The sequence below is a fragment of the Sabulicella rubraurantiaca genome (genome assembly GCF_017355885.1).
GTDB lineage: Bacteria > Pseudomonadota > Alphaproteobacteria > Acetobacterales > Acetobacteraceae > Roseococcus > Roseococcus rubraurantiacus.
Genome location: NZ_JAFEUU010000002.1, coordinates 385,262 through 398,202 on the forward strand (window position 1 = coordinate 385,262; position 12,941 = coordinate 398,202).

The window sequence follows — 12,941 nt, forward strand, 5'->3', positions numbered from 1 at the left end:
TTGCGGCGCGGCAGGCGCAATCCCGCGCCAAGCCTGCCCATGCGGCGGGCCTTCGCTGCCCAGCGCGGCGGCAGGACCATGCACGCTCCCCTTCTCGCGTCCCCGGCGGAAACGCTGAGGGGTCGTTCACGAAGTGTCAACGTGAGATTCGGGCGGGCGGGGCGTGCTGGCCCCGGCCCGACCGCATCGTCACCCGATATGGGTGACGAAGTGCTTCAGCTCCTCGGCCTCGTATTCCGCCTCGGCGATGCGGGCCTTCACGAGGTCGCCGATGGAGATGAGTCCGCACAGGGAGCCATTCTCCTCCAGCACCGGCAGGTGCCGGATGCGCCGGTCGGTCATGAGTTGCAGCGCGTCCGTGACAGTGGAGCGCGGCGAGACCGTGAAGAGCACGCGGGTCATGAGCTGCCCCGCCGTCATGCGCGTCACCCCCTCGCCCAAACTGGCAAGGGCGCGGACGATGTCGCGCTCGGATACGATGCCCAGGACGCCGCCATCCCGCTCGACCACCAGGACGGCGCCGATGCGGTGCTGCGCCAGGGTACGGGTGATGCTGGCGACCCCGTCATGGGTCCGCACCGAGATGACTTGGCTTCCCTTGGACTTCAGGATGTTCGCGATGATCATGCGCCGCTCCATCAGATGAAGTAGCGCCCATGGTGCGACCGGGCAGGGTGGGCATGCAACCGAAATAAGCCCACGCATTCAATCTGTGCGTGCAGCACACCAGGGAAAGCGCGGGAAGGTTCAGACGGCGGTGCCGGTCAGCTGCGTCCGCACCAGCTCGGCGAAGCGCCCGCCTTCGCCGACGAGCTGGGCGAAGGAGCCGCGTTCGACGATGCGGCCCTGGTCGAAGACCATGATCTCGTCCGCATCGCGCACGGTGGAAAGACGGTGGGCGATGATGAAGGTGGTGCGCCCGGCCATCAGCGCCTTCAGCGCCTTCTGCACCTTGGCCTCGGTGGCGGCGTCCAGCGCGCTCGTCGCCTCGTCCAGGATCAGCACGGGCGGGTCCTTCAGCAGCGCCCGGGCGATGGCGAGGCGCTGGCGCTGCCCACCGGAGAGGGACGCGCCGCGCTCGCCGACCATCGTCTCGTAGCCCTGGGGCTGGCGAATGATGAAGTCATGCGCCTCGGCCATGCGGCAGGCGCGCTCGATATCCTCCTGCACTGCGTCGGGGCGGCCCACCAGCAGGTTGTCACGGATGGTACGGTTGAACAGCATGGATTCCTGGAACACCACGCCGATGTTGCGGCGCAGGGATTCCAGCGAGATGTCGCGCAGATCCACGTTGTCCAGCAGGATCCGCCCCTCCTGCGGGTCGTAGAGGCGCTGGAGCAGCTGCATGGAGGTGGTCTTGCCCGCGCCGGTGGATCCGACCAGGGCGAAGGTCTGCCCCGGCGCAGCGCGGAAGGACACGCCGTGCAGGATCTTCTGCGAGCGGGGATAGCCGAAGCCGACCTGGTCGAATTCCACCCAGCCCTCGGCGCGGCCCATGTCCTGCGCGTCGGGCCGCTCCGGCACGGTGGAGACGGTGTCGAGCACCTGGAAGAACTCGCCGATGGAAGGGGCCTGGAACATCATGTGCGAGACGAAGGCCACCGCCCCTTCAAGCCGGCCGATCAGCAGCGTGGCGAAGCCCATGAAGGAGACGATCTCGCCCACCGTGGCAAGGCCGTTCAGGTTCAGCCACGTCCCCACCATGAAGATCATGATGACGGTGACGGTGGAGGCGGCGCGCGTCATCACGTTCACCAGCGCCCACCAGTTCAGCACCGGGAATTGCTGGTCCAGCACGCGGCGCATGATGTCGCCGAACATCTTCGCCTCGGAGGAGAGGCGGGTGAAGGATTGAACCACCACCACGTTGGTCAGCGCGTCCTGGACGTTGCCGGCCAGCTCCGAATGCAGCCCCTCCACCGCCTCCTGGGCGCGCTGCGTCTTGCGGATGACGAGGGTGGTGAGGATCGTGAAGACGATGACGAGGCCGATCAGCATCAGGCCGAGCCGCCAGTTGAGGGTGAGGGTGAGCGGCAGCAGCACCATCATCGAGACGAGCGTCGTCAGGTGCTCGCGGAAAAAGGACAGCCAGATGCCGAAGAGGTTGTCCGTGCCGCGCAGCATCACCTTCATCAGCCGCCCGGACTGCACGTCGCCGTGGAATTCCAGCGGCAGGGCCAGGACGTGCTGGAAGTAGCGGCTCATCATCGAGAGCCGGTTGCGGTGCGCCATCCGGTCGGACAGCAGCGCCACCGCCACGTTGGCGACGATGCCCGAGATGCCGACCGCGCCCCACACACCCAGGAGGACGAAGGACTCGGTCCAGACCACCTCCTCCGGGATTCGGTCGGCACGGCTCAGCAGGTCCACGACACGGCCGAACAGCACCGGTTCGAGGAACTGCAGACCCGCCAATGCGATGGCGGAGGCTGACAGCCCCATCGCCACCCAGCGGTCGCCCTTCAACTGGGCCAGGACACGCCAGTACAGCCGGAAGAATTCCATCGCCTCACCCGGGTCGTCAGGACACCCTCTGCGCGTGGTAACGCCATGGGCCTTGCACGGCAAACGCCACTGGGCCAGCTTTGTTGGCAACGAATACGTACCAGGGAGACGTCCGATGGAAGTGGGCCGCCGCACGGCGCTCGCTCTGCCATGGCTGTGCGCTGCCCCCGCCTTTGCGCAGGGCGGCCGGCCGGCACGGCTGATCGTGCCTTTTCCCGCCGGGGGCACCACGGATCTGCTGGCACGACTGACGACCGATCGCCTGGCGGCGCGGCTGGGACACCCGGTGGTGGTCGAGAACCGCGCCGGGGCCGCGGGTGGCGTGGCTGCCGCCGAGGCGGCGCGCGGCGACGCGGATGGCTCCACCCTGTTCCTGGCCTCCATCGGCACCGCCGCCACCAACCCGCTGGTCTATCGCCACCTGCCCTACCGCACCGAGGACCTCGCCGAGGTGGCGGCGCTCTTCGCCCTGCCCAATGTCGCGACGGTGGCGCCGCGCGCGCCCTTCCCCGACCTCGCGGGCTTCATCGCGGCGGCGCGGGAGAAGCCGGGCGCGCTGTCCTTCGGTTCCTCCGGCGCCGGCTCGTCCCTGCACCTGACCGGCGAGATGCTGAAGCACCGGGCCGGGATCGACCTGCTGCACGTGCCCTATCGCGGCGGCGGGCAGATGCTGACGGAACTCCTGGCCGGGCGGATCGACATCGCCTTCGGCAACCTGCCCACCGCCATCGGCATGATCCGGGACGGGACGCTGCGCGCCCTCGCCGTGACCGGGCCGCGCCGCAACCCTGCCCTTCCCGACATCCCCACCGTGGCGGAGGCGGCGAACCTGTCCGGCTTCGCCGCGACGGTGTGGTTCGGGCTGCAGGTGCCGCGCGCCACCCCCGCCCCCGTGGTGGAGCGGCTGAACGAGGCGGCGCAGGCCATGCTGGCCGAACCCGCGGTGCGGGCCCGCCTCGCCGAGCTTGGGGTGGAGCCCATGGGCGGCAGCCCCGCCGATTTTTCCCGCTTCGTCCAGGACGAGGCCGCCGCCTGGCGTCCGGTGATCACCGGCGCCGGCATTTCCGTGGAGTGAAACAAGCATGCGCCTGACCCGACGCCACAGCCTGCTCGCCGCTGCCGCCCTCGCGGCGCCGGGAATTGCGAGCGCCCAGGGCCAGTGGTCGCCCAACCGGCCGGTCCGCCTCGTGGTCGGCTTCACCCCGGCAGGCACCACCGACATCGCCGCGCGCATCATCACCGAGCCGCTGTCGCAGCGCCTGGGCCAGCAGGTGATCGTGGAGAACCGGCCCGGCGCCGGCGGCAACCTCGGCGCCGACCTGGTGGCGAAGGCCGATCCGGATGGCCACACCATCCTGATGCAGACCATCTCCTCCGGCGCGATCAACTACCAGCTCTATGGGCAGCGCATGCCTTACAAGCCGGAGGATCTCGTCGGCATCTCGCTGGTGACGCGCGTGCCCAACGCGATCTTCGTCCATCCGGGTGTGCAGGCGAACACGCTGGGCGAACTGGTGGAGCTGGCGAAGCGCAACCCGGGGCGGATGAATATCGGCTCCTCGGGCGTCGGCACCTCGCTACACATGACCGGGGAGCTGCTGAAGCTTGCCACCGGCATCGACCTGCTGCACGTGCCCTTCCGCGGCGCGGGACCGATGCTGCAGGAGATGATCGCCGGGCGCATCCAGGTCGGCGTGGACAATCTGCCCTCCGTCGTGAACCACCTGCGCGAGGGACGGCTGCGGCCGCTCGCCGTCACCACCAAGACGCGCTCCCCCGCCATGCCGGAGGTGCCGACCACGGAGGAGGCGGGGCTGCCTTCCGTCGAGGCGACGGCGTGGTTCGGGCTGGTCGGCCCGGCACGGATGCCGCGCGAGGCCATCCTGCGCATCAACCGCGAATGCGAGGCGGTTCTGGCCGACCCCGCCGTGTGGCGCCGCTTCGAGGAGCTGGGCGGGATGCGCGCCGACCTCGCCCCCGGCGGCGGCTCCACCCCCGAGACCTTCGACACCTTCATCCGCAACGAGGTGGCGAAGTGGTCCGACGTGGTGCGGCGCTCCGGCGCCACGGTCGAGGGATGATTCTCCGCCGCGCCCTGGCCGCCCTGCCCGCGCTGGCCCTTCCGGGCCTGGCGCAGGCGCAGCAATCCCGGGAGGCCTGGGCGCCGTCGCGCCCGATGCGCCTCATCATTCCCTTCCCGCCGGGCGGCACGACGGATCTGGTCGGCCGCATGGTGGCGGAAAGGCTGGCGGCGCGGCTGGGCCAGCCCGTGGTGGTGGAGAACCGCCCGGGCGCAGGCGGCAATCTGGGCGGCGAGGCGGCGATGCGCGCCGAGCCGGACGGGCACACGCTGTTCTTCACCACCATCGGCACGGGGGCGATGAACTTCGCCGTCCATGGCGCGCGCATGCCCTGGCGGCCCGAGGAGGTGGCGGCGGTCGGCCTCGTCACCCGCATGCCCAACGTGCTGATGGTCTCCAGCGGCTTCCCCGCGCGCGACATGGCGGGCTTCCTCCAGGCGGCGCGGGGTCGGGAGATTTCCTACGGCACGGCGGGGTTCGGCTCCTCCCCGCATGTGTGCATGGAACTCCTGGCACAGATGACGGGGCTGCGGTTCACCCATATCCCCTTCCGCGGCTCCGGCCCCATGCTGACCGAGCTGATGGCGGGGCGGCTGGATTGCGGGATGGACAACATCCCCTCCGCCCTCGCCTTCATCCGCGAGAACCGGATCACCGGCATCGCGATGACCGGCGCCCGCCGCTCGACGGTCCTGCCTGAGGTGCCGGTGGTGGCGGAAACCCTGCCCGGCTTCGAGGCAACGGCCTGGTTCGGCGTGCAGGCAGGGGCGCGCAACCCGCAAGCCGCCATCGCCCGAATCGGGGCGGAGCTGGACGAGATCACCCGCGACCCCGGCTTCCGCGCCCGGCTGGCCGAGTTCGGCGCCGAAGGGCCCGACCTGACCCCGGAGGGCGGCACCACCCCGGCCGCCTTCGCCGCCTTCACGGCGGCGGAGATCCGGAAATGGGGCGAGGTGATCGGCAAGGCCGGCATCCGCGCGGAGTGACCGGCGGGGCGGGGCGGGCTATAGGCGCCGGCAATAAGCCGGAGGTCCCGTCATGCTGTCCCGCCGTTCCGCCCTTGCCCTCCCCGCGCTGCTGCTGCCTGCTGCCGCCTCGGCACAGGGCTGGGCGCCCAACCGCTCCGTCCGCCTCATCGTGCCCTTCACCGCGGGCGGCGCGACCGACGTCACGGCGCGCATCGTCGCCGAGCGCCTGGGTGCGCTGTTGGGCCAGACCGTGGTGGTGGACAACCGGCCCGGCGCGGGTGGCAACCTCGGCACCGACATGGTCGCCAAGGCGGATCCGGACGGGCACACGCTGCTGCTGGCGACGATCGGTACGGCCAGCATCAACCAGTTCCTGTATCCGCGCCTGCCCTGGAACCCGCAGACCGACCTCGCCTCCATCGGTCTGATCAACAACGTCACCAACGCGGTGGTGGTGAACCCCTCCGTGCGCGCCAACACGCTGCCCGAGTTGCTGGAGCTGGCGAAGCGCGAGCCGGGCAAGCTGAATTACGGCACGCCGGGCAACGGCACCTCCGGCCACATGTGCGGCGAGTTCCTGAAGTTCCGCACCGGGGTGGATATCGGTCACGTGCCGTATCGCGGCACCGGCGCGTTGATCCCCGACCTGCTGGGCGGGCGGATCGAGATCGCGGTGGACAATCTGCCGGCCTATATCCCGCATATCCGCGAGGGGCGGCTGCGCATCCTGGCGGTAACGAGCCGCGAGCGCTGGTTCGCCGTGCCGGAGACGCCGACGGTGGGCCAGTCCGGCGTGCCGGATTTCGAGGCAGTGGCGTGGTTCGGCATGCAGGCCCCGGCGCGCACCCCGCGCCCGGCGGTGGACCGGCTGAGCGCGGCGCTGCGCGAGATCTGCGCCGATCCGGCGGTGCAGTCCCGCTTCCGCGAGATCGGCGCCGAGCCCTCCTACCTCGATGGGCCGGGCTTCGATCGCTACATCGCCGCCGAGAACGAGAAGTGGCGCGAGGTGGTGCGTCGCGCCAACGTCCGGCTGGAATAGAAGCCGCACGGCCGACCGACACAGGAAGGAAGACCCCCGATGGCCATCACCCGGGCCACCGAGACCAAGCTGCTGAGCGAGGCGCAGCGCGCCCTGGTGGCGCCGAGCCACTATCCCGCGCTGGCGTCGCTGCCCCCTGACGAGGTGGTGCTTCTGGAGAAGCGCCTGCGCGAGGAGCATGACCGGCTGCGCTTCACGGTGCGTGACGCGCGCCGGGAGAAGCGCGGCAAGAGCGAGGCGCGCGGCGAGCCGAGCGAGGACCACGCGGCGATGAAGAAGCAGATCCTGGCCGCGGCGCTGAAGCGCGTTGCGCGGCGGCTCGAGATCAATAGGGGTTAGTTTTCGTTTGTGCCCTCAAGCGCCGGGCGCGGCCTCCGGCCGCTTGGCTTTCGCCGCGCCACGCGTGCGCGTGTTAGACGAGCAGTCTGGCGGCGCCGGCGGCCTTGCCGCCCGATAGCGGCCTTGGGCAGCGCCTAGCGCCACTCCGCCGGAACGTGGCGGAAGGGCAGTGCCGCGAGGTCGAGCGCGGCCGGGCCGGGCGTGTCGCACTCCACGATGGCGGCGCAGCGCCCGGCAAAGGCCGCGCGGAAATGGTTCTTTGCCTTGTTGGCGAGGAGCCGCACCTCCTCCAGCGCGATGCCGTGCAGGGCGAAGAATTGCGGGTCCACCGCCGCTTCCTTGCGCGAGGTCAGCACGACACGGAGCCGCCCCGCGCGCAGCAGCGCCGTTGGGCCGAGATCGACTGGCGCGCCGTGCTCCATCGGGCCGGTGTTGAGGAAGCGACCATGGGTCAGGCGCTCCACCACGCCATCAAAGGGGACGGGCGGGCCGAAATCGGCGGTGAGACGGGCGGCGAGGTCGCGCCGGAACCGCCCCCCCTCCCCCGCTGCTGCCGCCTCGGCCACGGCGTCGGGGTCGTGCAGGAAGGCGAAGACCGTCTCGGGCAGGGATTCGCGCCGTTCCACCAGCAGGCGCAGCAGGCCGGGCGTGTCGGCGGCGCCGCCGGAAAGTGGGTTGTCCGCCGGGTCCAGCAGGGCGGCGAGGCCGGGGGGCGCGGCCAGGGCCGTGTCCAGCGCCGCCTCGGGCGTGGGCAGGGAAACGGCAAAGCGGGATTCCCGTGCGGCGATGGCGTCGCGCACCGCCCGCGCCGCCGCGCGCACCGCCGCCTCCTCCGTGCCCCAGGCCATGCCGGAGGGGCCAGCATGCGGCGAGTCGCCCCAGGCGAAGCCGCCAAAGGGCGCGGCGTCCAGCACCGTGCCGTTCTCCAGCGCCGCCGCCTCGCGCCACACCTCGGCCATGGGGCCGGATTCGTGGCGCATGTGGAAGGAATGGAGCATGCGCCCGTGCTTCACGATGCAGCCATGCAGCCTTTCCCCGGCAAGGCCGCGCGCGAGCAGGCGCAGCGCGCGATTCGCAGCGGCGTCCATGTCGGTGTGGGGATAGGTGCGATAGACGCTGGCGCCGTCCAGTAGCGCGGCGATGCGTGGCGACATGTTGCCGTGGAAGTCGAAGGAGGCGACGAGCCGCGCCTCCGGCCCCAGGGCGAGGCGGGCGCGGCGGATGATCGTCAGGTCGGCCTCGGGGTCGGATTCGGTGACGCAGGCGCCGTGCAGCGATAGGTAGCACCCGTCGAACCCGCCCTGCGCGAGCCCCGCTTCCACCTCGCCGAGCCACAGGGCGAAGGCGTCATCAGCCATCGGGCCGCCGGGCTGGGCGGCGGCGCAGCGCAGCACGGTGATGTCCCAGTCCGGATGCGAGTCGCGCCAGGCGGCCACCGCGCCGAGTTCCGTGGCGGTGCCGGCATAGCGCGCCAGCGCGGACTCGCCCCCGACCCACTCGCGTCCCTGGAAGGCCGAGAGCGGCGTGGGCGCGGGGGCAAAGCTGTTGCCCTCAAACCAGAGGCGGGCGACGGCAATCCTGGGCATGAGAAGGGTTTAGGCCGGGGCTTGCGGGGGTGGAAGGGTCCGCCCGCGCCCCGGCCTGCGCCGTCACACCACCTGCAGCAGCCCGGCGAAGAGCTTGCCGCGGCTGGCCAGCGACTCCACCTCCACATGCTCCTCCAGCGTGTGGGCCAGGGCGCCGATGATGCCGAGCCCGTCCAGGGTCGGGATACCCATGGCGCCGGTGAAGTTGCCGTCCGAGCCGCCGCCCGCCGATTGATGCGGCAGGGAGAAGCCGAGGCGCTTCGCCAGCTTCTCCGCCGTGGCGTGCAGGGCCAGCACCTTGGCATCCGGCTCCCAGACCGGTCGCGTGACGCCGCGCTTCACCGAAAGCTGCACGTCGTTGGTGGTGGAGCGGAGCGCGAGCATCCTCTCCACCGCCGCGTCCAGGTCTTCCTGGCGCTTGGCCATGGACAGGCTCTCGGCGTCGCAATGGGTGGCGACGCAGTTCACCCACTGCCCGCCATGGATCACGCCGACGGAGAAGGTGCAGGCCTCGGTCGTCATCTCCTCGATGGCGACGATCTGCTTTGCCATCTCGCGGATCGCCGAGCGGCCCTCGCCCAGCCGCGCCCCGGCATGGGAGGGGCGGCCGGTGGTGCGCAGGTTGAAGCGCGCGATGGCGTAGCGCCCGGTGACCACGCCGCCATCGGGCCGCGCCGGCTCGGGCACCAGCACCACGGCGTGGCGCGCCGCCTCGGCTTCGATCAGGTCGCGCGTGGCGGGGGAGCCCACCTCCTCGTCGCTGGTCAGCAGCACGGTGACGGGGCGCGAGGTGGGGATGCCGGCCTTGATGAGCTGACCGATCGCCTCGATCGCGAGATAGGTGCCGCCCTTCATGTCCTGGATGCCGGGGCCGTAGGCCTTCGCGCCCTCGCGCCGGAAGGGCAGGCCATTCTGCAGCGTGCCCACCGGATGCACCGTGTCGAGATGGGCGAGGACGAGGATGCCCTTCTCCTTGCTCTCATGCGGGAAGCGCGCGCGCACGCAGTCGCCGAAGCCCAGGCGGCCCGGGATGGTCTCCACCGTCGCGCCCATCAGGGCGAGGTGGCGCCCTGCCAGCGCCATCATGCGGTTCACCGCCGCGGCATCATGGGTGGGGCTTTCGCACTCCACCCAGGCGCGAAGCCCCTCGAGCATCGCGTCGGCGTCAAAGGGAAGGTCGAGCTTGGCGTCCATCGGGATTCCCTGTTTGGATGGTTCCACGATGCGCCTCCTCCTCGCGAACGCCAACACCACCCAAGCCATCACGGATCTTTGCGCCGCGGCGGCGCGGGAGGCGGCTTCGCCGGGCACGGAGATCCTTCCGGCGACGCCGCGCTTCGGCCCGGCGGTGATCGCGTCGCGCGCCGAGAACGCCATCGCGGCGCATGGCCTGCTGGATCTGCTGGCGGAGCATGCGGGGAAGGTGGACGCCGCCGTGCTGGCGGTGAGCCACGACACGGCGCTGGAGGCCGCGCGGCAGATCATGCCCTGCCCGGTGGTCGGGATGACGGAGGCGGCCTGCTTCACCGCCTGCCTGCTGGGCGGGCGCTTCGGCCTCGTCACCTTCGGCGGCGTCGAGACCTATCGCGAGCGGATCGCCCAGCATGGGCTGGCGGGGCGCTGCGCCTCGCTGGTGGGGGTGGATGCGACGCCGCAGGACGCGGTGCGCGAGCCCATGGAGGTGGAGCGGGTGGTCCTGGCCGGCGTCACCCACGCGGTGCGCGAGGGGGCAGATGCGGTGGTGCTGGGCGGCGCGGCCCTGGCCGGCATGGCCAAGCGGCTGCGCAGCGCCTCCGTCGTGCCCCTTCTGGATGGGATCGCCTGTGCGGTGAAACTGGCCGAGGCGCTGGTGGCGCTGGCGCCGGGGCGGGCGCGGGTCGGCTCCTTCGCCGCCTGCGACGGGCAGGAAAGCGTCGGGCTTTCCCCAGCACTGGCCGCCCTGCTGCGCGGATCCGCTTGATCAGGGTTCCGCCAAGGGCCAGATGGCCCGCATGATCGAGCTGCGACCTTGCCGGCGGCGCAAGGCGGTTGGCTTCGCTTCCATCGCCCTCGGGCCGGTGGGGCTGGCCCTCCCTGTGCTGCCTGGCTTCCTATTCGTTGCGCTGGGGGTGTTCGTCCTGCGCGACCAGTATGTCTGGGCGCATCGCGGCGTCGGGGTGATCCGCGCACGCTGGCCCGCGCTGATCCCGGCGGTGGAGGCGCGCGAGCAGAAGGCGATGGACTGGACCAACCGGCAGGTGACGCGGGTGCGCGGCATCCTGCGGCGACGGTGAGGCTGGCCGCCAAGGCCGAGGCGCCGGCGCTGGAGCGGCTCGGCGTGGAGGCACCCGAATTCCTGCTGGTGCATGGCGCGCTGGGCCAGGCCGCGATGTGGCGCGAGGTGATCGCCGCCTGCCCCGGGCGCTGCCTGGCCCTTTCCTTGCGCGGCCATGGCGCGAGCGGCGGCCGGGAGAGGCTGCAGGACTGGACGCTGGACGACTACCTGGATGACGTGCTGCGCGTGCTGCGGACCCTGCCGCGCCCGCCCGTACTGGTCGGGCATTCCATGGGGGCGCTGCTAGGGCTGCTGGCGGCGGAGCGCGCGCCCCTGGCCGGGCTGGTCCTGCTGGCGCCACCCCCACGCGACGGCTGGAGACGCGAGGCGCTGCGCGTGTTCTGGCACCGCCCCCGCGCCACCTGGGACGCAATGCGGACGGGCAGCTTGCTGGCGCCGATGCTGAATCCCGAGACGTGCCGCGCCCTGCTGCTGACACCGGACGCCCCGGAGGAGTTGGTGGCGCGGGCGCAGGCGGTGGCGCAGGAGGAATCCTGGCGCGCTTCCTTCGCCATGCGGAAGGCCCACTACGGCCGCCCCCCCTGCCCCGTGCGGCTCCTCGCGGGGGCGGAGGATGGGCTGGTCTCGGCGGCCGCGACGCGGCGGCTGGGCGAGTTCCTCGGCGTGGAGCCGGTCTTCCTGCCGGGGCGCGGGCATTTGCTGCCCATGCAGGGCGACGCGACGGAGCTGCTCCGCGCCGCCGGGATCAGCCCTTGAACTGGCCGCCGCCGTCCAAATCCAGCACCGTGCCGTTCAGGTAGGCGGCGCGGGGGCTGGCGGCGAAGACGGCGAGCGCGCCGATCTCCGCCGGCTCGATCGGGCGGCCGAAGGGCAGGCCCTGAACCATTTCCGGCCAGCGATCCGCGTCGCCCAGCGCCTGCTCGGCGCGCCAGCGCGCCTGGCGCTGCATGCGCGGGGTGCGGGTGACGGCGGGGTTGATGCCGAGGACGCGCACCCCGTCCTTCTGCGCATCCGCTCCGACCGCCGAGGTGAAGGCGATCAGCGCCGCATTGCCCGCCGTGCCGGCGATATAGGCCGGCTTCCAGGCGCGCCCGGCCATGCCGATGACGTTGAGCACGACGCCGGAGCCGCGCGCCCGCATGGGCTTCAGGAAAAGCTGGGTCAGGTGGAAATAGCCGAAGACCTTGAGGTCCCAGGCCGCCTGCCAATCCTCCATCGAAAGGTCGCCGATGCCGCCGCTCGGGATGGCGCCGGCATTGTTCACCAGGATGTCGGCATCCGGCGCGGCGTCGAAGAGGCGCTGCCGCTCTTCCGGGCGGGACAGATCGGCGGCGACGGCCTCCACCCGCACCTGGAACCGGGCGCGGAGATCGGCGGCCGCCTCCTCCGGCTGGCGGGCGGCGAGGACGATGTCGCAACCCTCTGCGGCGAAGGCTTCGGCGCAGGCGCGGCCGATTCCCTGGCTGGCGCCCGTCACGACGACGCGGCGCCCCTTCAGTCCCATATCCATCTCAGGCGGTCCTCATGGCGGCGGCGAGTTCGGGGGCGGCATCGCGCAGCACGCCCTCGCGGTCGGCCTCGCTGCGATTCTGCGAAAGCTTGCGCTTGCCGGTCAGCACCTCGACCCGCAGCACCACGCCGACGATGCCCTTGAGCTGCCCGGCGATGAAGGGCGCGGGGGCGTCGTCCACCGACCAGGGCGTGGCGCTCCCGGCCTCGTGATGGTCGGTCAGGCGGGCGACGATGCCACGCAGCCGCTCCGCATCGTCCACCAGCTCCACTGGGCCCTCGGCATGGACGGCCTCGTAGTTCCAGGTGGGGACGACGCGGTGATGCTCGGCCTTGGAGGCGTAGGAACTGGGGGAGACGTAGCCCTCCGCGCCGGTGAAGACGGCGATGGCGCGGCCCGCCGCGCGCAGCGCCGCGATCTGCGGGTTGGCGCGGGCCAGGTGGCCGACCACGGTGATCCCATCGGTCAGCAGCGGCAGGTGCGACAGGCTCGGCACGCCATCCGGCCCCTGGCAGGCCAGCAGCGCCATGCGCGGGGCCTGCATGATGGGCAGGAGGATCTCGAGCCGGTCCTCGCGGAAATGCGGCGGGTTGTACATGGCGGCGAGGATGCGCCGGGTCCCTGGGCGCGTCCAGCTC

The 12,941-nt window shown here is 71.6% G+C and carries 14 protein-coding genes; 8 read left to right on the forward strand and 6 right to left on the reverse strand.

Annotated features, from left to right (window positions below; genetic code table 11):
- Positions 1-189 precede the first annotated feature (189 nt).
- Both JTJ31_RS05830 and JTJ31_RS05835 read right to left on the reverse strand, forming a co-directional pair.
- Positions 190-627: a CBS domain-containing protein gene (locus tag JTJ31_RS05830; RefSeq protein ID WP_207537669.1), complete on the reverse strand. Its 438-nt coding sequence runs from the start codon at positions 625-627 to the stop codon at positions 190-192.
- Between the two features lie 120 nt (positions 628-747).
- Positions 748-2,505 (reverse strand): glucan ABC transporter ATP-binding protein/ permease, encoded by a 1,758-nt coding sequence (locus tag JTJ31_RS05835; RefSeq protein ID WP_207537670.1) that lies wholly within the window; start codon positions 2,503-2,505, stop codon positions 748-750.
- Positions 2,506-2,620: 115 nt separating this feature from the next.
- Here JTJ31_RS05835 and JTJ31_RS05840 point away from each other — a divergent pair, with 115 nt between their 5' ends.
- Genes JTJ31_RS05840 through JTJ31_RS05860 form a run of 5 tightly spaced genes read left to right on the forward strand, consistent with a single transcriptional unit; the run spans position 2,621 to position 6,932 of the window.
- Positions 2,621-3,580 (forward strand): Bug family tripartite tricarboxylate transporter substrate binding protein, encoded by a 960-nt coding sequence (locus JTJ31_RS05840; protein ID WP_207537671.1) that lies wholly within the window; start codon positions 2,621-2,623, stop codon positions 3,578-3,580.
- Positions 3,581-3,587: 7 nt separating this feature from the next.
- Positions 3,588-4,586 (forward strand): Bug family tripartite tricarboxylate transporter substrate binding protein, encoded by a 999-nt coding sequence (locus JTJ31_RS05845; RefSeq protein WP_207537672.1) that lies wholly within the window; start codon positions 3,588-3,590, stop codon positions 4,584-4,586.
- Positions 4,583-5,572, forward strand: coding sequence for a Bug family tripartite tricarboxylate transporter substrate binding protein (locus tag JTJ31_RS05850; RefSeq protein WP_207537673.1), 990 nt, complete (start codon positions 4,583-4,585; stop codon positions 5,570-5,572). Before JTJ31_RS05845 ends, JTJ31_RS05850 begins: the two co-directional genes overlap by 4 nt.
- A 52-nt stretch (positions 5,573-5,624) precedes the next feature.
- Positions 5,625-6,593 carry a Bug family tripartite tricarboxylate transporter substrate binding protein gene (locus tag JTJ31_RS05855; RefSeq protein WP_207537674.1) on the forward strand — a complete coding sequence of 323 codons (969 nt, stop codon included), beginning with the start codon at positions 5,625-5,627 and terminating at the stop codon, positions 6,591-6,593.
- A 39-nt stretch (positions 6,594-6,632) separates the two neighbouring features.
- Positions 6,633-6,932 (forward strand): hypothetical protein, encoded by a 300-nt coding sequence (locus tag JTJ31_RS05860; RefSeq protein WP_207537675.1) that lies wholly within the window; start codon positions 6,633-6,635, stop codon positions 6,930-6,932.
- A gap of 134 nt (positions 6,933-7,066) precedes the next feature.
- Here the strand turns inward: JTJ31_RS05860 and JTJ31_RS05865 are convergent, their stop codons facing one another.
- Both JTJ31_RS05865 and JTJ31_RS05870 read right to left on the reverse strand, forming a co-directional pair.
- A complete protein-coding gene (locus JTJ31_RS05865; RefSeq protein ID WP_207537676.1) occupies positions 7,067-8,518 on the reverse strand; it encodes a M81 family metallopeptidase in 1,452 nt (483 codons plus the stop codon).
- Between the two features lie 63 nt (positions 8,519-8,581).
- Complete coding sequence (locus JTJ31_RS05870; protein ID WP_328805680.1) at positions 8,582-9,739, reverse strand: M20/M25/M40 family metallo-hydrolase; 1,158 nt, start codon at positions 9,737-9,739, stop codon at positions 8,582-8,584.
- 1 nt (position 9,740) lies between these two features.
- On the opposite strand from JTJ31_RS05870, the gene JTJ31_RS05875 reads away from it, so the two are divergent.
- From JTJ31_RS05875 to JTJ31_RS05885, 3 genes are read left to right on the forward strand one after another with little or no spacing between them, the layout of a single operon-like run.
- A complete protein-coding gene (locus tag JTJ31_RS05875) occupies positions 9,741-10,478 on the forward strand; it encodes an aspartate/glutamate racemase family protein (protein WP_207537677.1) in 738 nt (245 codons plus the stop codon).
- A gap of 31 nt (positions 10,479-10,509) precedes the next feature.
- Positions 10,510-10,791: a PGPGW domain-containing protein gene (locus JTJ31_RS05880; RefSeq protein WP_207537678.1), complete on the forward strand. Its 282-nt coding sequence runs from the start codon at positions 10,510-10,512 to the stop codon at positions 10,789-10,791.
- The gene (locus JTJ31_RS05885; protein WP_207537679.1) at positions 10,788-11,549 is read left to right on the forward strand and encodes an alpha/beta fold hydrolase; all 762 of its coding nucleotides are present in this window, start codon (positions 10,788-10,790) and stop codon (positions 11,547-11,549) included. Before JTJ31_RS05880 ends, JTJ31_RS05885 begins: the two co-directional genes overlap by 4 nt.
- Here the strand turns inward: JTJ31_RS05885 and JTJ31_RS05890 are convergent.
- Together JTJ31_RS05890 and JTJ31_RS05895 are read right to left on the reverse strand one after the other, a co-directional pair.
- Positions 11,539-12,303, reverse strand: coding sequence for a short-chain dehydrogenase/reductase (locus tag JTJ31_RS05890; protein WP_207537680.1), 765 nt, complete (start codon positions 12,301-12,303; stop codon positions 11,539-11,541). The genes JTJ31_RS05885 and JTJ31_RS05890 overlap by 11 nt on opposite strands.
- Position 12,304: 1 nt before the next feature.
- On the reverse strand, positions 12,305-12,901 hold the full coding sequence (locus tag JTJ31_RS05895) for an FMN-binding negative transcriptional regulator (RefSeq protein WP_207537681.1): 597 nt from the start codon (positions 12,899-12,901) through the stop codon (positions 12,305-12,307).
- Positions 12,902-12,941 lie beyond the last annotated feature (40 nt).

Excerpts from the sequence above, each read along its gene's own strand:
- JTJ31_RS05880 (WP_207537678.1), top strand. The coding sequence starts at position 10,510 with ATGATCGAGCTGCGACCTTGCCGGCGGCGCAAGGCGGTTGGCTTCGCT.
- JTJ31_RS05840 (WP_207537671.1), top strand. The coding sequence starts at position 2,621 with ATGGAAGTGGGCCGCCGCACGGCGCTCGCTCTGCCATGGCTGTGCGCT.
- JTJ31_RS05855 (WP_207537674.1), top strand. The coding sequence starts at position 5,625 with ATGCTGTCCCGCCGTTCCGCCCTTGCCCTCCCCGCGCTGCTGCTGCCT.
- JTJ31_RS05845 (WP_207537672.1), top strand. The coding sequence starts at position 3,588 with ATGCGCCTGACCCGACGCCACAGCCTGCTCGCCGCTGCCGCCCTCGCG.
- JTJ31_RS05860 (WP_207537675.1), top strand. The coding sequence starts at position 6,633 with ATGGCCATCACCCGGGCCACCGAGACCAAGCTGCTGAGCGAGGCGCAG.
- JTJ31_RS05890 (WP_207537680.1), bottom strand. The coding sequence starts at position 12,303 with ATGGATATGGGACTGAAGGGGCGCCGCGTCGTCGTGACGGGCGCCAGC.
- JTJ31_RS05895 (WP_207537681.1), bottom strand. The coding sequence starts at position 12,901 with ATGTACAACCCGCCGCATTTCCGCGAGGACCGGCTCGAGATCCTCCTG.
- JTJ31_RS05850 (WP_207537673.1), top strand. The coding sequence starts at position 4,583 with ATGATTCTCCGCCGCGCCCTGGCCGCCCTGCCCGCGCTGGCCCTTCCG.
- JTJ31_RS05830 (WP_207537669.1), bottom strand. The coding sequence starts at position 627 with ATGATCATCGCGAACATCCTGAAGTCCAAGGGAAGCCAAGTCATCTCG.
- JTJ31_RS05875 (WP_207537677.1), top strand. The coding sequence starts at position 9,741 with ATGCGCCTCCTCCTCGCGAACGCCAACACCACCCAAGCCATCACGGAT.
- JTJ31_RS05865 (WP_207537676.1), bottom strand. The coding sequence starts at position 8,518 with ATGCCCAGGATTGCCGTCGCCCGCCTCTGGTTTGAGGGCAACAGCTTT.
- JTJ31_RS05835 (WP_207537670.1), bottom strand. The coding sequence starts at position 2,505 with ATGGAATTCTTCCGGCTGTACTGGCGTGTCCTGGCCCAGTTGAAGGGC.